We start from the raw sequence: 20,076 nt of genomic DNA on the forward strand, positions 1-20,076 counted from the left end.
CGCGGCGGGGACGCGCGCCGCGCCGGGGGCCCGTGAGGCGGTGGCTCGCGCGCGGCGGCGGGCTCAGCCCTCTTCCTCGGAGCCCTTTCGCAGGCCCAGCATGCGGCGCAGCTCGCGCGCGGACTGGCGGCTCACCTCCACCGAGTGCCCGCGCGCCGTCCGCGCCAGATAGCCGCCCGTCTCCAGCGGCTCCAGCCGCGTCACGTGCGACAGGTTGAGCAGCGCCCGCCGGTGCACGCGGTGGAAGTGCTCCGAGGGCAGCTTGTCCGCCAGCTCGTTGAGCGTGAAGTCGGTGAGGAAGTCACCCTGCGCGGTGAACACCGTCACCAGCTCGTCCTCCAGCGACGCATGGGAGATGGCGTCCGGCGACACCAGCACCAGCCCCTGGCGCGTGGGGATGGGCAGCCGCGCGAAGGCGGGCTTGTCCCCCGCTGGCGCCGCGGGCGGCGGGACGGCGAGGTTCTTCGCTCGCGCCGGCATCCGCGCCCGCACGCGCTCCAGCGCCTTCTGCAGCCGCCCGGCCTCCACGGGCTTGAGGACGTAGTCCACCGCGCCGTGCTCGAAGGCATTCACCGCGTGCTCCGCGTGGGCGGTGCAGAAGATGACGTGGGGGCCGCCCTCGGGCAGCAGGGCCATCGCGTCCAGTCCGCTCAGCCCCGGCATGTGGATGTCCAGGAGCACCACGTCCACGCCGCCCTCGCGAACCGCGGCGAGCACCGAGTCTCCGTCCACCGCCTCGCCGTGGATGCTCACGTCCGGCAGCGCGGCCAGCAGGCGGGCCAGGCGCTTGCGGGCCAGCAGCTCGTCATCGGCGATGAGGATGCGCAGGGGCTCTCTCACGTGAGGACTCCGGGTTGGGGGCCCTGGCGGGGCAGGGTGACGGTGACACGGGTGCGCCCGTCGGCGCTCTCCAGCGACAAGAGGGCGTGGCCCCCGTAGGCCAGGGCCAGGCGGCGCTCCACGGTGGGCACGCCCACGCTGCCCTCGCGCGGGCCCTTGGAGGCCCCCGGGTTGTCGATGGACACCACCACCGCGCCGTCGCGCGCCGTCACCTCCACCCGCAGCGGCCCCCGGTGGCCGGCCGCGGGCCCGTGCTTCACCGCGTTCTCCGCCAGCGGCAGCAGCAGCAGCGGCGGCACGGGCACGTCGCCCAGCCCCTCCGCCACGTCCACGCGCAGCTGGAACAGGTCCGGGTCCCGCAGCAGGTGCAGGTCGAAGAGCGTGCGCATCAGCTCCAGCTCCTGCGACAGCGGCCAGGTGACGCTGCGCACGCCCGCGAGCACGGAGCGCAGCATCGTGGACAGCCGCAGCACGGCCGCCTCGGCGACGGCGCCGTCCTCGCGGCACCACTCCGCGATGGCGTTGAGCGTGTTGAAGAGGAAGTGCGGATCCAGGTGGCTGCGCAGCGCCAGCAGCTGCGCCTGCTCCGCCTCCCAGGCGAAGCGGGTGGCGCGGGCGCGCTCGTGGGCCAGCGTCTCCTCGAAGCCGATGTCCCGGCCCAGCCCCCACCCCGCCACCAGGAACAGGCCGCCGCAGATGGCCAGGTTGTACGGCTCCGACAGGAACGTGGGCCGCATCAGGGTGACGCGCGGCAGCGCATAGCCCACGGAGAGCACCACGCCGCTGCCCACCGCCGCGTAGAGCAGCAGCCGGATGCCGCCGTGGCTCAGGTCCAGCCCCTCCGGGAACAGCACCCGGTACGACACGGGGGCCACCGCGACACACAGCACGCACAACAGCAGGCCCAGCCAGAATGCGTGGGGATCCAGGCTCCAGCGCACCTGCGCCGCGAGCAGCGGGAGCGATACCAGGACGATGGGGACCAGCCGCCACGGCGCGACCAGCGCGCGCAGCGTGGCGCGAACGATGGAACCTTCCGACGTCTCCGTCATGCGGGAGCGGAAGGCTACACCGTCCCGAAGGCTAGCGCTGGGGGACGGGGGCGGGGACGAGGTCCGCGACCCACGCCCCGGCGAGGACCGCGGGGAAGAAGAGGACGGCGAGCAAGGACAGGAGCGGCGAGCGCAATGAGAACATGGGGGGCTTCTCCAGTGTCCGTGGAACATGGTCACGAACCCTGGCAGCGACCCAGGGGCCCTTCAGGGAGGGTTGACCCCAGCCGTCGCGGAGCGCGGGTGAGCGGTCGCTCAAGCGCTTCGGGCCGCTTCCCCCGCCCGCGTCCCCAGGGTGTCTCCCAGGCGCGTCGCCTCGCGGACGCAGTCGTTGATGCCCACGCCCCGGTACGCGTTGCCGGTGAGGTGCAGGCCGGGCCAGCGCTCCAGCCGCGCGTCCATGGCCGCCAGTCGCTCCAGGTGGCCCACCGTGTACTGCGGAATCCCGCGCGGCCAGCGCACCACCTCCGTCAGCTCCGGCGTCGCGGTGATGCCCGCCATCGTCCCCAGCTCCTCGCGCGCCAGCGCCACCAGCGCGTCCTCGTCCCGCGCCACGACATCTGGCTGGCGCGTGCCGCCCATCAGGCACGTGAGCAGCACCCGGCCGCCCTCCGCGCGGAAGGGGAACGTGGTGGAGGCGTGGATGGTGCCCAGCACCGCCTTGCGCTCCACCGCCGGAACCAGGAACCCGAAGCCATCCGGCTTCGGCGTGGCGCCCGGCGCGAAGCCCAGGTGCACCACGGCGATGGGCGCGTAGGGGATGGCATCCGCCTGTCGCGCCAGCTCCGCGTCCAACGGACGCAGCAGCGCCGCCGCCACGTGCGCCGGCACCGCCAGCACCACCTGGGACGCGGACAGCTCCACCGGCTGTCCCCGCTCCCGCACGCGCACCTTCCAGCCCTCCGCCTCGCGGGTGAGGCCCTCCACCGTCGCGTCCGTGCGCACCGCGCCCCCCAGCGACTTCGCCAGGGCGTCCACCAGCACGCCCAGGCCGCCGTCGAACGTGCGCATCTGCCCCGTGAGCGCCGGCGTCGCCGCGGTGCTGGCCGCGGCCTTGCGCGCCGCTCGCTGCGCGCGGATGGCGCCCAGGATGAGGCTGCGGTGCTCCCGCTCGAACTTCACGAGCTGCGGGAAGGTGGCCTCCGCGCTGAGCTGCTCCGGGTCGCCCGCGTAGGTGCCCGTCTGCACCGCGTCCAGCAACACCGAGGTCGCCTCGCGGCCCAGGTGCCTCCGACCCAGCGCGGCCAGTGACTCATCCGAACCCGTGGGATTCCGCCCGCTGAAGAGCTCACCCAACACCCTGAGGCGGGATGCAAGGGGGAGGATGTCGGATTTCAGGAAGGCGGGCGGCGAGGCTGGCACCGCGCGCAACGCACCGCGCGTGAAGACATAGCGGTTTTTTGCCGCCGGATCCGCCGGGCGGACCCGCGCTTCCAGGCCCAGCGCGGCCGTCAGCTCCCGCATCGCGGGCTCCCGGTCCAGGAAGCTGTTGGGTCCGGACTCCAGCAGATAGCCCTCGCGTGCATGGCTCTGCACGTTTCCGCCCACGCGCGAAGCCGACTCCAGCAACACGGCATCCGTGCCGCGAGCCCGCAATCGGTGGGCCAGAACCAGGCCGGTAATCCCACCCCCAATGACCGCGACCGTCATGGCGTTCTTTTCTCCTGGGGCTTGTCGTGCGCTGAGCAACCCTGGGCGCCTTAGTGCGAAGGCAGGAGCTTTGCCAAGGAGAGCCACCCGGCGCGTTAATAAAGGCATGCGCTATGTCATCACGGGAGCCAGCCGTGGCATCGGTTTCGAGTTCGTGCAGCAGCTGCTGCGGCGGGGAGAAACGGTGGACGCGGGTGTTCGCGCCCCGGAGCTGGCGCGCCGCCTGGAGCCGCTGCTGCATGAGGCGGGCAACCGCCTGCGGATCCACCCGCTGGATGTGACTCGCGCGGAGAGTGTCCAGGCCTTCGCGGAACGTGTCTCGCGCGAGCCGGTGGATGTGCTCATCAACAACGCGGGTGTGTCGGGCCAGTGGGTGGGGTTGCACGAGCTGGACTACGAGGACCTGGAGCGCACGTTCGCGGTGAACGCGCTCGGGCCGCTGCGCATCACCTCCGCGCTCCTGCCCGCGCTCCGCCGCGGAGTGGGGCGCCGCGTGGCGCATGTCACGTCGCGCATGGGGTCGCTCTCCAGCAACACGGAAGGGGGCGCGTATGCCTACCGGATGTCCAAGGCCGCGCTGAACATGGGCGTGCGCTCCATGTCCAACGACCTGCGCCGGGATGGGCTGGCGTGCGTGCTGCTGCATCCGGGTTGGGTGCAGACGGACATGGGCGGCCAGGACGCGCCGCTGCCGGCGGAGGAGTCGGTGCGCGGGATGCTGCGGGTCATCGACACTGTTTCACTGGAGCACTCCGGCCGGTTCTTCGACTACGAGGGCGCGGAGGTGCCCTGGTAGCCCCTCCGGACGGGGGCGGTGTCTCGCGGTGAACGCCGCCCCCGGCGTCCCCAAGGGCCGTGGGCGCTACGCCCAGGTCTGCTTCAGGTAGCCGTTGTCCATCATCCGGATGGACAGCAGCCGCAGCCGGAACAGCTTGGTGAGCTGGGCTTCGGCCTCGTGCTCGTCGGTGGCTTCGACGTCGATGCCGCGCATGACGAACCGGTACCACTTGAGGATCGTCTTGAGCTCCTTGTACTGGACGGCGTTGAGCTGGTCGGAGTCGTTGGGGACGTCCACATCGTAGCCGCCCAGGGACATGGAGGCGGAAGGGGACATGGGCCACTTGCCCGCCCACAGCGCCTTCACGGGGGACTTGTGGAACTTGGAGGGCGCCTGGGCCTTCAGCGTCCGGTCGAACTGGCTCCAGCGATCCGCCTTGTCCCCGTCGACGACGTCCCACCGGTTGTCGACGGTGTTCCACTGGTAGCCGGTCTTGCGTTCCTCGTACTGGTTTTCGTTCTCACCCATGTGGAACGCGGAGCCCAGGATGAGGCTCCAGGTATAGGACTTGTTGTTGCCGTACTTGATGTCGTTCTCCACCAGGTCCAGCAGCATCAGGCCCACGCCATAGGAGCGGGGATTGCGGGCCGTCTCCGCGCCCAGCATGGCCAGCGCCGCTTCGATCTCGATGTCCGCCACGCCGGTGAGGTCCCCCGAGAGCACCTTGCGGATGCCCTGGGCCCTCAGGGGCGCGCTCTTCCCCAGGGCGAGGTTGTCACCCAGGATGTTGTAGCGCGTGGCCCTGTCCGTGCGCCCGACCTTGACCCAGACCTTCTCCTCCACGAAGTGCTGCTTCGCGCCGTTGATCTTGATGGAGCCGATGCAGGGGAAGCTCTCGCCGGAGACCTTCAACGGTTTATCGGCCTTGTCCTGTGAGGCATAGAGCTCCTTCCACGCGAGCTTCGCCCAGGCGGTCAGCCACCCATCCCGCGTGGGGTGGGTGTCCACCTGCACCAGGTTCTTGTTGCGGGGAATCGCCGGCTTGGAGGCGTTGTCGTAGAACAGCTTGAGCTTGTCCTTCACCACGTCCGCGTAGACGGCGAGCACGCGGTGGCCCTCCAGCGTCACGGTGCTGTTGATGCGCAGCACCGGAGCCTTCACGAGGCGCGAGTCGTCTTCCTGGTCGTCGTAGAACTGCAGCAGCGCCTGATACTTCTTGCGCTCGGTCCGCCCCCGCACCAGGGATTGGACGAGGATGATCTTCTCCTCCCGGTCCTTCTGCTCCCGCAGCTCCTGGAGCTGCCGCCGCGCCTGCCACATCCGGAACTGGGCTTGCAGCCGCACCGCGGCGGTCTTCAGCTCCTGATACTCCGTGCGCGCCTGATAGCCGCGGATGAGCGCTTGGATCTTCGTGGCGGCCTCGTTCTGGGCCTGGAGCTCCTTGCGGACCTGATGACCGCGCACGAGCGCTTGGATCTTCGTGGCGGCCTCGTTCTGGGCCTGGAGCTCCTTGCGGACCTGATGACCGCGTACGAGCGCTTGAATCTTCGTGGCGGCCTCGTTCTGGGCCTGCAGCTCCTTGCGGACCTGATGGCCGCGTACGAGCGCTTGAATCTTCGTGGCGGCCTCGTTCTGGGCCTGGAGTTCCTTGCGGACCTGATGACCGCGCACGAGCGCTTGAATCTTCGTCGCGGCCTCGTTCTGGGCCTGGAGCTCCTTGCGGACCTGATGACCGCGCACGAGCGCTTGAATCTTCGTGGCGGCTTCGTTCTCGCGCTCCAGGGCCCGGCGGGCGAGCCAGCCGCGCACGGCGGCCTGCACGGTGATGGCCGCCTGCCGCTGGGCCTCGTGCAACTCGTCGATGTGCTGGCCGAAGAGCGCCGCCCGGTCCTCATCGATGAACCGGATGTACAGCTCCAGCCACGCGACGGTCTCCTCCTCGCCGTCGCGCTCCGTGCGGGTCAGCGCTTCACGCACCAGGTCCTCGGCGCCTTCGCCTTCCAGGCCCGCCGCGTACGCGGCCAGCCGCGCCACCATGTCCATGTCCAGCATGGACGCGCATGCTAGAGGTGCCGACCCGGAGTGGAAAGGCCTGGGCCCCCTGCCTGCTGATCAGGGGAACAAGAGCTGTGTCTTCCATCCCTCGCCGTCGCGCAGATACAGGTTGCGCTCGTGCAGCCGGCTGGGGCGGCCGTGCCAGAACTCGATGCGCTCCGGGATGACGCGGAAGCCGCTCCAGTGTGGGGGGCGCTCCACGGGCCGGCCCTGGAAGCGCGCCTCCACCTCCGCCACGCGCTGCTCCAACAGCTCTCGCGTGGGCAGCTCCTCGCTCTGGAGGCTGGCCCAGGCGCCAATCTGGCTGCCGCGCGCCCGGCTCTGGAAGTACGCGTCCGCCTCCGCGTCCGTCACGCGCTCCACCCGGCCCTCGATGCGCACCTGCTGCTCCAGGGGCTGCCAGTGGAAGCACAGCGCCGCGTAGGGGTGCGCGAGGAGCTGGCGGCCCTTGCGGCTGTGGAAGTTGGTGAAGAAGACGAAGCCCCGCGCATCGAAGTCCTTGAGCAGCACCACGCGCGAGGACGGGCGGCCCTGGTCGTCCACCGACGCCACGACCATCGCGTTGGGGTCCACGGGGATGGCGGCTTTCGCCTGGGCGAACAGGTCGGCGAAGCGCTGGATGGGGTCTGGAGGGATGCTCACGCGGCGCAACATAGGAAACCCCGCCCCGGCGCGCACGTTCGCGGTTGACTCCCTGTCGGGACTCGCACGCAATGGCGGGCCCATGAAGATCCTCTTCATCGCCTCGGAGGTCGCCCCCTTCTCGAAGACGGGGGGACTGGGCGACGTGGCCGGGGCCCTGCCCACGGCGCTCGCCGGCCTGGGGCACGACGTGAAGATCATCACGCCCCGCTACCAGGACGTGCGCAACACCGGGCATTTGCAGCCCACCGGCCAGTCCCTGGTGCTGCGCTTCCCCTTCGGTGAGACGGGCGGCCCCGTCCTCTCCGCGCGCCTCTCCGAGCGGCTGGAGGTGCTCTTCCTGGAGAACGAGGCCTTCTACGGCGGCCGCAAGGGGCTGTATGGCGTCGCGGGCGGCGAGTTCGCGGACAACCCCCGCCGCTTCGCCTACCTGTGCGTGGGCGCGCTCCAGGCCGCGCAGCGGCTGCGCTTCTTCCCGGACATCATCCACCTGCATGACTGGCAGACGGGGCTGGTCCCGGTGGCGCTGCGCCGGGGCTTCCAGGGCACGCCCCTGGGACGCGCGAAGTGCGTCTTCACCATCCACAACCTGGCCTACCAGGGGCGCTTCCCCAAGGGGACCATGGAGGACCTGGGGCTGCCGTGGGACCTGTTCACGCCGGAGGGCGTGGAGTTCTACGACCAGGTCAACTTCCTCAAGGCGGGGCTCGTCTACTCCGAGGCCCTCACCACCGTGTCGCCCACCTACGCGAGGGAGATCCAGACGGCGGATCAGGGCTACGGACTGGAGGGCTTGCTGCGGCGCCGCGCGCACGCGCTCACCGGCATCATCAACGGCATCGACGCGCACGAATGGAACCCCCGGACGGACTCCTTCCTGCCGGCGCACTACGGCCCGGACGACCTGGCGGGGAAGGCCGTGTGCAAGCGCGCCCTGCTGGAGCGCTTCGGGCTGCCCGCGGACAGCGACGCGCCCGTGTTCGGCATCGTCAGCCGGCTGGCGTGGCAGAAGGGCGTGGACCTGCTCCTGGAGACGCTGCCCGCAGCGCTCCAGGCGGACCTGCGCTTCGTGGCGGTGGGCAACGGCGACCCCGGCCTGGAGGCCGGACTGAAGGCGTTGCAGGCCCGTTACCCGAGGCAGGTGGGGGTCCATATCGGGTTCGACCCTGAATTGTCACATCTCGTGGAGGCGGGGTCTGACTTCTTCCTCATGCCCAGCCGCTATGAGCCGTGCGGCCTGAATCAGATGTATTCGCTGCGTTACGGCACGGTGCCCATCGTCCGGGCCACGGGCGGGCTGGTGGACACGGTGGAGGGGGGGCTGGACGGCAACGGCATCCTCTTCGAGTCCTTCCACCGCTCGGCGCTCCTGGCCGCCATCCGCAGGGCGCTCTCCCTGTACGCGGACCCCTCACGCCTGGGCGACTTCCGGGGGCGGGGGATGGGGAAGGACTTCTCCTGGACCGCGTCCGCCCGGAAATACGAGGCCCTCTTCGCCTCCCTGGTGGCTGAATAGTGGGGCCCCCAGTGGATCCGCGTTAAACTTCCCGCCGTGGCGGAAGCTCCGGACCTGGGTGGCTATGAAGTGGTCGGCCGGCTGGCGGTCGGTGGCATGGCCGAGGTGTATCAGGCGCGTGCCCGTGAAACGACGCAGCGCTCCCCGGGCGAGCCCGAGGAAGTGGTCATCAAACGGCTGCACCCGTCGTTCCGCAACGACCCTGCCTATGTGAAGGCCTTCGTCGATGAGGCGAAGCTGACGGTGCGCCTGCGCAACGCGCACATCGTGCGGACGTTCCGGCTGTTCCGCGCCGGCCCCGACTACCTGATGGTCCAGGAGCTCGTGAGTGGCCGGACGCTGGGCTACATGCAGGAGCTGCTGATCAAGGCCGGCGCCGCGATGCCGCCGGAGTCCGCCTGCTACATCGCGTGGTGCGTGCTCAAGGCGCTGGACTACATCCACCGCGCCAAGGTGGGGGAGAACGGCGCCACCATCGTCCACCGCGACGTGAACCCCGCCAACGTGCTGCTGGGCATCCAGGGCGACGTGAAGCTCACCGACTTCGGCGTGGCGGAGGTGGAGGGGATGATCCGCGGCGACTCCGGCGCGCTGCGCGGCACGCTCCCGTACATGAGCCCGGAGCAGGTGCTGGGCCAGGCGGTGGACGCGAGGACGGACCTGTACGCGGTGGGCGTGATGCTCTGGGAGCTGTGGTGCGGCCGCCGCCTCTTCACCGGGGAGAACGAAGCGCAGCTGATGCACCAGGTGCGCGACGCGCGCGTGCCGCTGCTCGCCACGCTGGCGCCAGACCTGCCGGACTACGCGGCGCGGGTGGCGCGCAAGGCGCTGTTCGCGGACCGGGCCCGCCGCTTCCAGACCGCGGCGGAGTTCATCAAGGCGCTGGAGGTGCTGGCGCGCCGAGCGGGCTGGCCCCTGACGGTGGAGGCCCTCCAGCCTCTGCTGGGCGGCTGATGCACGCGCGCCGGGCGGTGCTGACGCTGGCCGGCGGGCTCATGCTGTCCGGCTGTCTGGGCGCGGTGCCCTTCCAGCCGCGCGCCTACGACGAGGCGGTGCGGGTGGAGGCGGTGGACGTGGCCTTCGCGCGCGACGGCGCCGGGGTGCTCACGCTGAAGCTCCAGGTGAAGAACCCGTCCTCCGACGCGGCCTCGCTCACCCGCGTGGACTTCGACCTGCGGGTGGATGGCCGGCGCGTGGCCACGGGCGAGCAGGTGATGGGGGTGCCCCTGGACGGCGGGGGCGCGGTGCCCCTGGAGGTCCGCTTCCCGCTGGCCGTGCCCCGGGGCGGAGGCCGGCTGGAGGCCGGCTCGCACGCGGTGCGGCTGGAGGGGGGCGTGGTGCTGCGCTTCGGCGGCTCCGAGCGGCGCGCGCCCTTCCGGGATGCGCGCTCGCTGGACATCGCGTGGATGCCGGGCGGCGAACCCCGCCCGGCGCCCTGAGGCCCCGCTTCAGCCCTTGGCGTCGTGGGACGCGCCGGAGCCCGGATCGTGGCGCGGCGAGGACGGCCCGTCCTCCTTCGACCCGTTGACGCCGTCGCGGCCCGGTCCGTCCGGGAGGCCGGGGGCGGTGCTCTTCAGGCGGGTCATCCGCACGCGGTCGATGCGGGCCCCTTCCTTGGTGGCCACCACGAACTGCCAGCCGTTGTAGCTGAAGCGCTCGCCCACGTCCGGCAGGTGGCCCGCGAGCGAGGACAGGTATCCGCCCAGCGTGTCGAAGTCGCCCTCGGGCAGGGGGAAGCCGAAGAGCTGGGTGAATTGATCCACCTCCATGGCGGCGTCCACCAGCGAGCTGCCGTCGGCCATCTTCTCGACGAGCTTCTCCTCCACCTCGAACTCGTCGCCGATGTCGCCCACGATTTCGCGGAGGATGTCCTCCAGCGTGACGACGCCCATGAAGCCGCCGTACTCGTCGACGACCATGGCCATGTGGATCTTCCGCTTCTGCATGTCCCGGAGCAGGTCGCCCACGGGCTTCATCCACGGCACGAAGTGGGCGGGGCGGATGACGTCCTGGAGGACGATGAGCTCCGGGTGCTGGAGCAGCGGGATGAGGTCGCGCGCGTGCAGCACGCCCACGATGTGGTCCACGTCGTCGTGGTACACGGGGATGCGCGAGTGGTTCTCCTCCGCCAGGATGCGCAGCACCTCGTCCGGCGGGGTGGTGACGTCCACGGAGACGACGTCCGTGCGGTTGACCATCACGTCGCGGCAGCGCTTGTCGGACAGCTCGAAGATGGAGCGGATGAGCTGCGGGGCGCTCTTGTCCACCTCGTTGCGGGCGGCCTGGGCGGCGAGCAGCTTCTCCAGCTCCTCCAGCGGCGGGGGCGGCGGCTCGAAGCGCAGGGTGCGGCCGAAGGTGCGGGCGCCCAGGTTGAGCAGGCCCAGCATCAGGCGCATGGGCGGGTAGAGCACCGCCACCAGGAACGACACCAGCGAGGCAAGGCGCAGGGCCCAGCGCTCCGGGTTGCCGTTGGCGAGCCCGCGCAGCGTCACCTCCATCAGGCTGGCGAGCACTCCGACGAAGAGGGCGCCCGCGCATACGGTGGCGATGGGCACCCAGGCGGCCTCGCCGTAGCGGCTGAAGTCCAGCAGGCGCGGCGGGACGAAGGCGCCAATGGCGGCGGCCAGGAAGCCGGAGAGCACCATGCCCAGGCGCAGGGCGGTGGCGGCGGGTTCACGCTCCGTCTTGTGGCGGAGCACCCGGCGGGCGGCGCTGCTCTTGCTCTCCTCGGCGAGCTCCTGGGCGCGCAGGTCGGAGGTCCCATAGAGCGCGGACTCCGCGGCGGCGACCAGGGACCTCATGAAGCAGAGGGCCAGGCAGGCGACCCAGAGGGTCCAGGTAGGCATAGGGAGTGGTTCTTATCCCGTGCTAGAGGGGCATACCACTCTGACGGGAGGCACCATGCGGGGACGTCGGATGTACGTCATTGGCGGACTGCTGGGCCTGCTGGCGCCCGCGGCGGCCCTGGCCTGGCCGGTGGACCAGGCGGTGACGCTGGAGCCCGGCAAGGAGACCTTCCAGAAGCTCACCGCGGTGGACTGGGCGGAGTCGGAGGACCCCACCGTGGTGACGGCGGAGGCGCTGGCCCAGAGCGGCGAGCTGCTCCTGACGCCGCACAAGCCGGGCGTCGCGAACGTGCTCCTCTACGCGGAGGGGCGCTTCGCCGTGTGGCGCGTGATGGTGGGGCCCATCGAGCTGCAACCGCACGTGGCCCCGCTCGCGGCGGCGAAGAAGGCGTGCCCGGACCTGAAGGTCGTGGAAGGGCTGGAGCGGAGCCTGACGGCGACGGTGCAGGACAACGCCTGTCGGCTGGCGCTGAGGGACCTCATGCGCACGCACGCGTTCCTGGCGCGGGAGCTGGATCTGACGTTCGCGGTGCCGCAGCTCCAGGCGCAGCTGGAGGACTTCACGGCGGGGATGCCGCCGGGCCTGACGGTGAGCTACAGCGGCGCGGGGCTGGTGTTGTCGGGGAAGACGGACCGGGCCGGGCACCACAAGGCGCTGTGGGAGCTGTTCAACCGCGGGGTGGGGCGCGTGCCGTTGGAGGACCGCGCGGAGGTGGAGGCGCCCCCGGCCCCGGAGGCCCCCGCGAAGGAGGACGCGGCCGACGCGACGGTGTCGGACGTGCCCGCCCCGGACGCGGGCGTCGTGGCGCCGGTGAAGGCCAAGGCGAAGGCCGCGGGGAAGAAGCCGCGCTGAAGCCACGCGCCCGGTGGGGCCTGCTTGCGGTATGACCGTGGGTGGAGGTCCGACGGACGATGATGAACGGAGCGATGCGCGCGGGATTCGCGCTGGTGTTGGCGCTGACGGTGGGCCCGCGGGCCGCCTGGGCGCAGGTGGACGACGGCTCGGCGGTGGTGGTGGACATGCCGGAGCCGGACCGGGGCTGCCCGGTGAAGCCGGAGTTCCTGCCGGTGACGCCCATGGCGCAGGTGGGCATCGACCGGCTGGGCTGGCTGGTGCACCAGGCCATCATCCCGGCCTCGAAGGACAAGTTCTTCAAGGGGGGAGAGCGCAGCCGCTCCGGCGTGAAGCCGGTGCCGGCGGACATGGCGCGCAAGCTGGGGGCTCCGGACACCAGCAAGGCGACCCTCTGGGTGTTCGGCAAGGAGAAGTCGAAGGCGTGCAAGGGGACGCCCATCGCGTGGTGGGCGGCGCGGATGGGCACGGACGAGGACCGGCAGACGTTCTTGATGGCGGAGCTGGCGATGGAGTGCGAGGTGCTTCCTCCGGGCCGGCTCGCGGGCACGCCCATCGTGCTCAGGCAGAAGGAAGAGCCCACGGGCTGTGTGTTGCGCCGGCCCAACCGCAGCCTGACGGGCAAGGAGACGGACGGCATCCCCCCGGACTACGCGGAGCACCTGCCGCCGCAGGACTGCGCGTCGCCGGGCTGCGCGCGGCTGTGGGAGTACTTCGGCGTGACGGGGGAGGAGGGCGCGGGCGCGTTTGATTTGACGGTGTCCTATCTGCACCGCAATGGCAGCAACCCGTGCAACTGGGCGACGGACGACGTGTCGATCCTGTTCGCGCGCGCGCCGGAGGGCACGGCCTTGCAGCCGTTGAAGCCGGGAGGGCAGCTCTTCGGAGGGCTCTGGGACTTCACCGGCCTGCGCTACATCCTGAGCCGGGAGATGGGCGTGCTCTACGCCTACGACTTCCAGAAGCTCAAGGCCCCGCCCAAGGTCGTGCGCTACGCGAGCCCCACGGAGGAGGATCTGCTCCACGCGAAGCGCACGCTGTCTCCGTGCAAGAAGTAGGAAGCATCGAGGCGTCGGAGTCGCGGGCCTCGCTTCATGCGCTCAAGGGGGGCTCGTTGATGAAGCAATACTTTCAGCACGCCGCCGAATCCGATCTGGGCGAGGGAATGGCCTACCTGGAAGTCAGCGACGGGTGGCCGAGTCGTCAGGTCGAGGTCCATGGCGAAGTGTGGCGGTGGGGCGACGACGCGCATCGCGAATGGCTGGCGGATCAGCCCTTTTCGGAGTTGGGGTTGGAGGCGGAGCACGCCATGTCAGCGGAGGCGTTCGAACGCCTCTGGCAAGAAGCGTTGCGCCGCTGCCCAGCCGTCGTGTGAAGGCTCGCATGGGAATCCCGGCGCGTGGGTGATCCGCGCCGGAAGCCGTTCCAGGCATGCCGTGACGGGTGGACCATCTCCTGGCTGGCGAGGAAAGAATGATTGGCGCGAGTGTTCCAGAGTTCAATCACAGGCTTTCGGAGTACGAGGGCGGCACCGGACGCCTTTGGGACTTCAGTCCCACGCATGATCGGCTCGTGGTTGAGTTGTCCGCCAGGGATGGTCGACGAGGGTATCTCGTGCTTCTGGGCTGCATGGAGATAAGAGCACCGACACTGTGGAGTTTGAGAAGTCCGACTGTCTGTGCTGTGGATGAGAGTTTCGTTTTCGAGGATGCGGGCGTCCGAGTTGCATTCGCCTACGAGTTTCAGCTCGTGGCGAGTTATATCCGCGGCTGATGAGACATGACTCTTGATTGGCTCGGAGGGTAGGTCGGCGCAGGCGCGTGGGTTGGCTCCGCTCAGCCTGGGTGAGGTGCTTGCGCACTTCCCTGAATGCTTCTGTGCGTTGGAGTGTTTTTAAGTCCTGAGGGGCGCCATGGTTGATGACTATTCAAAGGCCTCGGCTGACGTTGTGAAAGTCAAGTTTCCCCTGGCGAGGGAAATGGGTGATGGGAGACGGCTTCAGGAATGGGAGGTCAAGACGGATGGCGCGGTGGCTGCCATTTCCACGGATGAGCTTGCTCGTCTGGGGGGCGCTATGTCTCGACCTGATTTCGAGGTTGAACTGGTACGTCGTGCCGAGGACCTTTTTGTTCTGAGGGTCGTGATGCTGGAGGATGCGAGGCAAGGACGCTTCTTGTTCGATGCCTATGCGATGCTCAGATACTTCGATGAGCATTGCGCGCGTATTCTCTCGATTGAGGGGCTTCCACGCAGCAGTTGGACGCCCTTCCGAGAGTGGCCCACTCCCGCGTAGCGCGCAGGGGCCCGTGAGGATCGTTCTCGCGTGAGTCTGCTGCGCGTTGCCGCCGTGATACGTCTTGAGCAGCTTCAGCGCTGGGACGCTGACCGTGCCGTCGCCGGTGTTCTGGCAGTACCTCGGGTGCGGTGCGCTTCCATTCCGTGAAGCCTACTCCGTCCAAGCTCCTCGCCGGGTGGGCTCCTTCAACGCCTGGACGAGCGCCGCCAGGAAGCGCTTGCGCGGCCAGGACTCCGCGCCGAAGCGCTCCAGGTGCTCCGTCTCCACCTGACAATCGATGAGCTGGAAGCCCCACTGCCGGAAGCGCTCCACCGCCGTGGCGAACGCCACCTTCGAGGCATCCGGAGCCAGCGCGAACATGCTCTCCCCGAAATACGCCGCGCCCAGCGACACGCCGTACAGCCCGCCCACCAGCACCTCTCCGTCCCACGCCTCCACCGAGTGCGCCAGCCCCAGCTCGTGCAGCCGGACGTACGCCTGCTTCATCGCATCCGTGATCCACGTCCCGTCCTGCCCCGGCCGGTGCACGCGCGAGCACGCGTCGATGACCTTCGCGAACGCCGTGTCGTAGCGCACCGTATACGTGCCCCGGTTCATCACCTTGCGCAGCGAACGCCCCACGTGAACCTTGGCGGGCTCCAGCACGAAGCGCGGATCCGGCGAGTGCCACAGGATGGGCTGCCCCTCGCTGTACCAGGGGAAGATGCCTTGTGAGTAGGCCGCCACCAGCCGCTCCGGACGCAGGTCTCCGCCCACCGCGAGCAGACCGCTCTTGTCCGCCTTGCCCGGCGGTGGGAACAGCTCCGGCTCCTCGTCACTCAACAGATAGATGGGCACGCGCGCGCCCCAGTCTAGCGGGACACGTTCAGCTTCACGTCACCCTTGAGGGAGTAGGGGACCTGGAACATGGGGCCCTTCACCTCGCCCTTCACGCTGAAGGGCAGCGCTCCCTTGGAGATGAGCGCCTTGACGCCCGGGCCCCACGACTGCGCCGTCACCGCCACCTCCACCGGGTAGACGCCCGTGGCGGAGGCATCCACCGTGTCCGCCTGCCCGGTCGTCCCCTCCTCCAGCGGCCGGTCCGCGACCGCGACCTGATACGTCAGCGACTCCAGCCGCAGCGGGAACGGGTTCGGGTTGCGCACGCCCAGCCGGAGGTTGATCTGCACCTCCTCCGGAGAGTAGCGGGCGCCATCCAGGCTCTCCACGATGACCACCGGCAGGCGGGGCACGCGCACGGCGCGGCTGGCGGCGAAGGGCAGGGTGTCCTCGCGCTCCCCGGAGCGCACCACCAGCGTGCCGCGCAACGCGATGAGCACCGTGCCGCCCTGGGCGCTCAGGCGGGTCAGGTCCTCGGGGCCCTTCACGTAGGAGGACTTCTCCTCGAAGGAGAAGTCCGCGGGCGTGCCCGGCGCGAATGGCACACCCAGCTTCGCGGAGCCCGTCTTCACCACCTGTCCGTCGGCGACGAGCTCGTAGTCGGCGCGCTCCAGGACGCCGGTGGCGCTCCCCGTCACCTGTCCGGTGTAGCGCACCGTGGCGTCGGTGATCCCCTGGGACACCACGGCGGTCTCCTGGGCCGTGAGCGCCGGGGGGCCACTGGCGGAGCGGACCGGGGCGGAGGCACACCCGGAGAGGGTGAACAGCAGGGACACCAGGGCGAGGAGACGGTTCGAGCGATTCACGGAGGACATTCTGGGAATGGCAGGCGCTGGTCCCAAGGGGTTTTCCGCTAGACTGTCCACCAACCGTGGCTCCCCGACGTCCCAACTTCAACCGGACCCTGCGCTCCCTCATCCGGGACATCTCCGCCCGCATGCCCGAGTTCGGCCACGTGAAGGTGGGCCGCATCCTGGTGGTCGCGGGCGAGGCCCGGCGGGCGTCGCGCGGCACGGTGAAGCCCCTGTGCTTCAAGGGCGGCAAGAGCATCGACAAGGCGGGGCGGCGCAAGCCGGTGGTCCGCATCCGGGGCCGCCGCATCCTGTACTGCATCACCCTCCGGCCCCTCTTCTTCCGGGGCTCCACCGCGAAGGCGCGGCTGGAGACGCTGATGCACGAGCTCTTCCACATCTCGCTGCGCTTCGACGGCACGCTGCACGCGGGCCGCCGTCACGCGAAGCTGGGCGCGGACTTCGGGCGCCGGCTGCGGCCGCTGGTGCGGCGCTACCTGAAGGTGTGCCCGGAGGCGCTGCTCGCCGCGCTGGCGCACTCGGGCGAGGTGCGTGTGCTGCAATGGCTGGAGCGTCCAGGCCCCGCCTACCACCCGCGCGCGTCGCACCGCCGCGTGCGCAAGGTCTACACGGAGGATCAGCTCTACTCCGGCGTGGCCCGCATGGTGACGCCGCGTCCCCGGATGGCCCGTGAGGCCAACGTGCGTGACGACAAGGTGCACTGAAGGGCGCGGATGGCCGTCCCCACCGACTTCGTCAGCCTGGGCGCGCTCCACCGCGAATTGGAGGAGCGGTTCCTCCTGCATCAGGAAGCGCTGATGGGCATGGACCTGCCCGCCGCCCGTGAACGACTCACGCGCTATCGCGAGGAGCTGACGCGGCACCTGGAGGCGGAGGAGGCCTTGCTCCTACCGGAGCTTCCCCGGGCCGGGAGGATTCGAGGGGCCGCGCCGGAGCTCTTCACCGGAGAACACCAGCGCATGCGGGAGCTGCTGGCGAAGTGCCAGGAGGCGGTGGACGCGCTGGATGCGAGCGCACCGGACTTCCGCCGCGCGGTGCTCCGGGTGTTCGACATGGAGAGCACCTTCAAGCACCTGGAGCACCACCACTCCCTGCGCGAGGAGACGTACCTGTTCCCCGCGTTGGACGGGGTGCTGGAGGAGCCTGAGCGGCGGGCGTTGCTGGCCGCGTTCCTCGAGCGCACGGAGTCTCCCGCGCGATAGCTGGTGCCGCTGCGTGCCGGTCGCTCCGACCGTCCGAGGGCCGTACGAAGGCCCGCTCCTGGATGAGCAGACGGGCAGGGAGGCCGTGGGCCGCCCGTCCCCGCCAGACACCGAGGCGCGTGCGTGCTGTCCTCCGCACCGCATCCAGTCCCGGCGCGCGGCGCGGGTTCGAACGAGGTTTCCTCACAGTGGGACGCGGTGGTTGGGCGTGGTGCTGGGCCTTCATGGTGCTGGGGCTCACGGGCTGCGACTCGGGCGAAGAGCTGAGGCCCTGTGCCGTGGACTGCGAAGGCGCGGCCTGCGTGGCCTGTGTCTCCTCGCTCCCCGACGACACGCTCCGGCCCGCGCTGGCGTGTAATCAACTCCCCGCGCCGTCGCGGTGCCTGGGGCCTCGCGTGCTGGAGCGCTGCGAGGGCGGCGCGGTGCACCGGGAGGACTGCGCGGAGGACACCGTCTGCGTCGAGTCCCCGGTGGTGGCATGTGTCACGGGCCCCGCGTGTGTCGACGGCGTCTCGCGGTGCACGGACTCGCGGGCCCTGCAGGTGTGCACGAATGGCCGGTGGACCGCGCGCGCCTGTGATGTCGCCTGTGAAGCCGCGCCGGGCCGGGGCTTCTGCGGTGCCCCCGGCCCCACGCTGAGCGGCACGGTGCGCTACGCCCGTCGCTTCCCGGACGTGGCGTTTCGCGCCTGGACCTCGGACGTGGAGCCCGTGCCCGCGCGGGGCTTCCTCGTCGTGTCCTTCCAGGGCGGCAAGATGCTGGACTCACAGGTGACGGACGCCGCCGGGCGCTTCACGTTGAAGGTGCCCTCCACCTTCCAGGAGGACGACCGCGTCGTCGTGTACGCGGCGGGGCGAGGGCGCGACGGCGCGGTGGCCTACGCGGTGGCGGACCCCGGACTGCCGGGCGCGCAGCCGATGACGGCCGTGCCCGGCGACGCGGCCCGCATCTGGAGCTGGACGCGCACGCTGCGCGAGCTGTCGACCGGCCCCGACTTCACCGTTGGCGAGTCCGAGGGTTCGGGCGCGGCGGCCGTGTTCGACGTCCTGGGCACGGCGTGGCGCCGCATGCGCGAGCGCTACGGCGGGCGGGACGGCCTGCCCGTGGTGGCGTGGCTGGGCTTCGGGACGGAGTGGTCCTGCGGGGCGTGCTTCGCGCCCTGGCGCGTGACGGCGGTGGGCCGGAGCTGGAGCGCGCAGCTGTGGCTGCCCGGGGACTCGGATGCGGCGTGGTGGTCCGACGCGATGGTGATGCACGAGCTGGGGCACTGGGTGATGGCCAGCCGGGGCACCAGCCCGGAGGAGGGCGGTCCGCACTACGTGGGCGTGCCCACCTTCCCGGGGCAGGCGTGGAGCGAGGGCTGGGCCACGTGGTTCAGCACCGACGCACGGCGCAGCCCGCGCTACTACGACCGGCAGGGCGGGACGCTGTTCTGGGTGGACTTGTCCGCGCGCGCCTCGTCGGTGAGTCCCTGGACGCGGCCCCACGCGGCGGACGGGCTGCTCCAGTCCGTGGATGAGAACGAGGTCGCCGCCATCCTCTACCGGACGGCCGCCGGCACGCCGTCGAGCCAACCGCTGTACGACGCGCTCTCCGCGCCCGCGATGAACCGGGCCCCCTGGGCACGCGGCTACACGCGGCACACCTGGACCCGGGATGCGAAGGGCGCGCTCGCGAACGTGGTGGACACGGGCAGGCCCTCGCCCTTCCTCGCGGACTTCCTGGACGCATTGGTGTGCCAGGGCTTTCCCCAAGCCTTGGTGGACTCGGCCACCGAACCCGCCACTGCCTTCCCATATCCCAGCCACGAACCCCTGTGCCCATGAGACTCCCGCGTTGGAAGCCGCGAAGCCGTCTGGCCGTGCCCACGAACCTCCTCCGGTCTCCCTTGCGAAGACGGGTCGCGGGCGCGGCGCTGGTGTTGGCCCTCATCGGCGCGGTGTCGGCGGGCATGGCCACGAGCGTGGACCGCGCGCGCCGCAAGAAGCTGCCTCGCGCGTCCGAAGCGCGACCCCGGACGGAAGAGGTGCCCGCGCGCGTCGGAGAGACCCTCCTGGCCTCATCCCGGCTGGTCGCCCTGCTGCCGCAACGGAGGGACACCTGGGATCCGCCATCGCACGCGGGCCCGTCCGCCAGACACGCCCTCGTGAAGACGCATCACCCCACCGTCGAGTCTTCTCCCGTGCCGGTGGCGCTCGCGCGCGCCACGGAGGACGGCACGCCTGAAGCGCAGGCGCGGTCCGCCATGCCTCCCGTCACCGCCCGCATCCCCGCGCCGCTGCGAGTGTCGTGGCGGTTGGTGGAGTCCAGCGTGGACACCGTGCGGCTCGTCGCGCGGCTGGACCGGAGCCCGGGCTTCACCGCGCCCGTGGAGGTCTCCCTGCGCGTGCCGCCGCGCGCGGTGCTCCGGGAAGGCCCCACGTCGCCCATCGTCTTGGACGCGGACGTCCACGAAGTCCCCTGGACGCTGGGGCTGGCCGCGGACTCGGGCCCTGACGAAGACCTCGTGCTCCTGGCGAGCGCCGGAGGCGACGCGTTCGGCGTCCACGCGGAGGCGCGCTACCCCTTCGGCGGCACACGGGCGGAGCCACCCAGGCCCACGCCCACGGGCCCGCGGCTGCCCGAGAACCTCCTGCGTGGCCGCGAGTAGGCCAT

At 70.6% G+C, this 20,076-nt stretch carries 20 protein-coding genes; 12 read left to right on the forward strand and 8 right to left on the reverse strand.

Translation table 11 applies throughout. The features are described from left to right. Positions 1–63 precede the first annotated feature (63 nt). The 3 genes from FOF48_RS01200 to hemG all read right to left on the reverse strand — a co-directional run bounded on the left by FOF48_RS01200 (position 64) and on the right by hemG (position 3,542). The gene (locus tag FOF48_RS01200; RefSeq protein ID WP_143897902.1) at positions 64–840 is read right to left on the reverse strand and encodes a LytTR family DNA-binding domain-containing protein; all 777 of its coding nucleotides are present in this window, start codon (positions 838–840) and stop codon (positions 64–66) included. Next, a complete protein-coding gene (locus FOF48_RS01205) occupies positions 837–1,892 on the reverse strand; it encodes a sensor histidine kinase (RefSeq protein WP_143897904.1) in 1,056 nt (351 codons plus the stop codon). The genes FOF48_RS01200 and FOF48_RS01205 overlap by 4 nt, the downstream gene beginning before the upstream one ends. Positions 1,893–2,147: 255 nt before the next feature. Continuing rightward, positions 2,148–3,542 (reverse strand): protoporphyrinogen oxidase, encoded by a 1,395-nt coding sequence (gene hemG / locus FOF48_RS01210; RefSeq protein WP_143897906.1) that lies wholly within the window; start codon positions 3,540–3,542, stop codon positions 2,148–2,150. A gap of 106 nt (positions 3,543–3,648) precedes the next feature. On the opposite strand from hemG, the gene FOF48_RS01215 reads away from it, so the two are divergent. Next, complete coding sequence (locus FOF48_RS01215) at positions 3,649–4,338, forward strand: SDR family oxidoreductase (protein WP_143897908.1); 690 nt, start codon at positions 3,649–3,651, stop codon at positions 4,336–4,338. Positions 4,339–4,404: 66 nt separating this feature from the next. On the opposite strand, the gene FOF48_RS01220 is transcribed toward FOF48_RS01215, so the two are convergent. Both FOF48_RS01220 and pdxH read right to left on the reverse strand, forming a co-directional pair. Beyond that, the gene (locus FOF48_RS01220; RefSeq protein ID WP_143897910.1) at positions 4,405–6,372 is read right to left on the reverse strand and encodes a hypothetical protein; all 1,968 of its coding nucleotides are present in this window, start codon (positions 6,370–6,372) and stop codon (positions 4,405–4,407) included. Between the two features lie 60 nt (positions 6,373–6,432). After that, positions 6,433–7,101, reverse strand: coding sequence for a pyridoxamine 5'-phosphate oxidase (pdxH, locus tag FOF48_RS01225; RefSeq protein WP_370456537.1), 669 nt, complete (start codon positions 7,099–7,101; stop codon positions 6,433–6,435). Here pdxH and glgA point away from each other — a divergent pair. From glgA to FOF48_RS01240, 3 genes are read left to right on the forward strand one after another with little or no spacing between them, the layout of a single operon-like run. Continuing rightward, positions 7,100–8,533 carry a glycogen synthase GlgA gene (gene glgA, locus FOF48_RS01230; protein WP_143897914.1) on the forward strand — a complete coding sequence of 478 codons (1,434 nt, stop codon included), beginning with the start codon at positions 7,100–7,102 and terminating at the stop codon, positions 8,531–8,533. The genes pdxH and glgA overlap by 2 nt on opposite strands. 36 nt (positions 8,534–8,569) lie before the next feature. Continuing rightward, positions 8,570–9,487 (forward strand): serine/threonine-protein kinase, encoded by a 918-nt coding sequence (locus FOF48_RS01235; protein ID WP_143897916.1) that lies wholly within the window; start codon positions 8,570–8,572, stop codon positions 9,485–9,487. After that, positions 9,487–9,972 (forward strand): hypothetical protein, encoded by a 486-nt coding sequence (locus tag FOF48_RS01240; protein ID WP_143897918.1) that lies wholly within the window; start codon positions 9,487–9,489, stop codon positions 9,970–9,972. Before FOF48_RS01235 ends, FOF48_RS01240 begins: the two co-directional genes overlap by 1 nt. A 9-nt stretch (positions 9,973–9,981) precedes the next feature. On the opposite strand, the gene FOF48_RS01245 is transcribed toward FOF48_RS01240, so the two are convergent. Beyond that, positions 9,982–11,379 (reverse strand): hemolysin family protein, encoded by a 1,398-nt coding sequence (locus FOF48_RS01245; protein ID WP_143897920.1) that lies wholly within the window; start codon positions 11,377–11,379, stop codon positions 9,982–9,984. Between the two features lie 55 nt (positions 11,380–11,434). Here FOF48_RS01245 and FOF48_RS36245 point away from each other — a divergent pair, with 55 nt between their 5' ends. The 4 genes from FOF48_RS36245 to FOF48_RS01260 all read left to right on the forward strand — a co-directional run bounded on the left by FOF48_RS36245 (position 11,435) and on the right by FOF48_RS01260 (position 14,525). Beyond that, positions 11,435–12,232: a hypothetical protein gene (locus FOF48_RS36245; protein ID WP_186001718.1), complete on the forward strand. Its 798-nt coding sequence runs from the start codon at positions 11,435–11,437 to the stop codon at positions 12,230–12,232. Between the two features lie 59 nt (positions 12,233–12,291). Beyond that, positions 12,292–13,290: a hypothetical protein gene (locus FOF48_RS01250; protein ID WP_143897922.1), complete on the forward strand. Its 999-nt coding sequence runs from the start codon at positions 12,292–12,294 to the stop codon at positions 13,288–13,290. Positions 13,291–13,349: 59 nt separating this feature from the next. Continuing rightward, on the forward strand, positions 13,350–13,607 hold the full coding sequence (locus tag FOF48_RS01255) for a hypothetical protein (protein ID WP_143897924.1): 258 nt from the start codon (positions 13,350–13,352) through the stop codon (positions 13,605–13,607). A 537-nt stretch (positions 13,608–14,144) separates the two neighbouring features. Then, positions 14,145–14,525, forward strand: coding sequence for a hypothetical protein (locus FOF48_RS01260; RefSeq protein WP_143897926.1), 381 nt, complete (start codon positions 14,145–14,147; stop codon positions 14,523–14,525). Positions 14,526–14,678: 153 nt separating this feature from the next. Here the strand turns inward: FOF48_RS01260 and aat are convergent, their stop codons facing one another. Together aat and FOF48_RS01270 are read right to left on the reverse strand one after the other, a co-directional pair. Beyond that, on the reverse strand, positions 14,679–15,365 hold the full coding sequence (aat, locus tag FOF48_RS01265; protein ID WP_143897928.1) for a leucyl/phenylalanyl-tRNA--protein transferase: 687 nt from the start codon (positions 15,363–15,365) through the stop codon (positions 14,679–14,681). Between the two features lie 14 nt (positions 15,366–15,379). Continuing rightward, positions 15,380–16,222, reverse strand: coding sequence for an LEA type 2 family protein (locus FOF48_RS01270; protein ID WP_186001719.1), 843 nt, complete (start codon positions 16,220–16,222; stop codon positions 15,380–15,382). 56 nt (positions 16,223–16,278) lie between these two features. On the opposite strand from FOF48_RS01270, the gene FOF48_RS01275 reads away from it, so the two are divergent. The 4 genes from FOF48_RS01275 to FOF48_RS01290 all read left to right on the forward strand — a co-directional run bounded on the left by FOF48_RS01275 (position 16,279) and on the right by FOF48_RS01290 (position 20,071). Next, positions 16,279–16,923: a hypothetical protein gene (locus tag FOF48_RS01275; RefSeq protein WP_143897933.1), complete on the forward strand. Its 645-nt coding sequence runs from the start codon at positions 16,279–16,281 to the stop codon at positions 16,921–16,923. 9 nt (positions 16,924–16,932) lie between these two features. Then, positions 16,933–17,421, forward strand: a complete 489-nt coding sequence (locus tag FOF48_RS01280) for a hemerythrin domain-containing protein (RefSeq protein ID WP_143897934.1) — start codon at positions 16,933–16,935, stop codon at positions 17,419–17,421. A 224-nt stretch (positions 17,422–17,645) separates the two neighbouring features. Continuing rightward, positions 17,646–19,247, forward strand: a complete 1,602-nt coding sequence (locus FOF48_RS01285) for a hypothetical protein (protein ID WP_255441794.1) — start codon at positions 17,646–17,648, stop codon at positions 19,245–19,247. A 35-nt stretch (positions 19,248–19,282) separates the two neighbouring features. After that, entirely contained in the window at positions 19,283–20,071 is a 789-nt protein-coding gene (locus tag FOF48_RS01290) for a hypothetical protein (RefSeq protein WP_143897938.1), read from the forward strand. Positions 20,072–20,076 lie beyond the last annotated feature (5 nt).

The sequence above is a fragment of the Corallococcus sp. Z5C101001 genome, from assembly GCF_007352635.1.
Taxonomy (GTDB): Bacteria; Myxococcota; Myxococcia; order Myxococcales; family Myxococcaceae; genus Corallococcus; species Corallococcus silvisoli.

What these genes read in the sequence shown, in the direction of transcription:
- FOF48_RS01240 (WP_143897918.1), top strand. Translation starts at nt 9,487, where the DNA reads ATGCACGCGCGCCGGGCGGTGCTGACGCTGGCCGGCGGGCTCATGCTG.
- FOF48_RS01245 (WP_143897920.1), bottom strand. Translation starts at nt 11,379, where the DNA reads ATGCCTACCTGGACCCTCTGGGTCGCCTGCCTGGCCCTCTGCTTCATG.
- FOF48_RS01220 (WP_143897910.1), bottom strand. Translation starts at nt 6,372, where the DNA reads ATGCTGGACATGGACATGGTGGCGCGGCTGGCCGCGTACGCGGCGGGC.
- FOF48_RS01285 (WP_255441794.1), top strand. Translation starts at nt 17,646, where the DNA reads ATGGTGCTGGGGCTCACGGGCTGCGACTCGGGCGAAGAGCTGAGGCCC.
- FOF48_RS01250 (WP_143897922.1), top strand. Translation starts at nt 12,292, where the DNA reads ATGATGAACGGAGCGATGCGCGCGGGATTCGCGCTGGTGTTGGCGCTG.
- FOF48_RS01205 (WP_143897904.1), bottom strand. Translation starts at nt 1,892, where the DNA reads ATGACGGAGACGTCGGAAGGTTCCATCGTTCGCGCCACGCTGCGCGCG.
- pdxH (WP_370456537.1), bottom strand. Translation starts at nt 7,101, where the DNA reads ATGGGCCCGCCATTGCGTGCGAGTCCCGACAGGGAGTCAACCGCGAAC.
- glgA (WP_143897914.1), top strand. Translation starts at nt 7,100, where the DNA reads ATGAAGATCCTCTTCATCGCCTCGGAGGTCGCCCCCTTCTCGAAGACG.
- FOF48_RS01215 (WP_143897908.1), top strand. Translation starts at nt 3,649, where the DNA reads ATGCGCTATGTCATCACGGGAGCCAGCCGTGGCATCGGTTTCGAGTTC.
- FOF48_RS01270 (WP_186001719.1), bottom strand. Translation starts at nt 16,222, where the DNA reads ATGTCCTCCGTGAATCGCTCGAACCGTCTCCTCGCCCTGGTGTCCCTG.
- FOF48_RS01280 (WP_143897934.1), top strand. Translation starts at nt 16,933, where the DNA reads ATGGCCGTCCCCACCGACTTCGTCAGCCTGGGCGCGCTCCACCGCGAA.
- hemG (WP_143897906.1), bottom strand. Translation starts at nt 3,542, where the DNA reads ATGACGGTCGCGGTCATTGGGGGTGGGATTACCGGCCTGGTTCTGGCC.
- FOF48_RS36245 (WP_186001718.1), top strand. Translation starts at nt 11,435, where the DNA reads ATGCGGGGACGTCGGATGTACGTCATTGGCGGACTGCTGGGCCTGCTG.
- FOF48_RS01255 (WP_143897924.1), top strand. Translation starts at nt 13,350, where the DNA reads ATGAAGCAATACTTTCAGCACGCCGCCGAATCCGATCTGGGCGAGGGA.
- FOF48_RS01260 (WP_143897926.1), top strand. Translation starts at nt 14,145, where the DNA reads ATGGTTGATGACTATTCAAAGGCCTCGGCTGACGTTGTGAAAGTCAAG.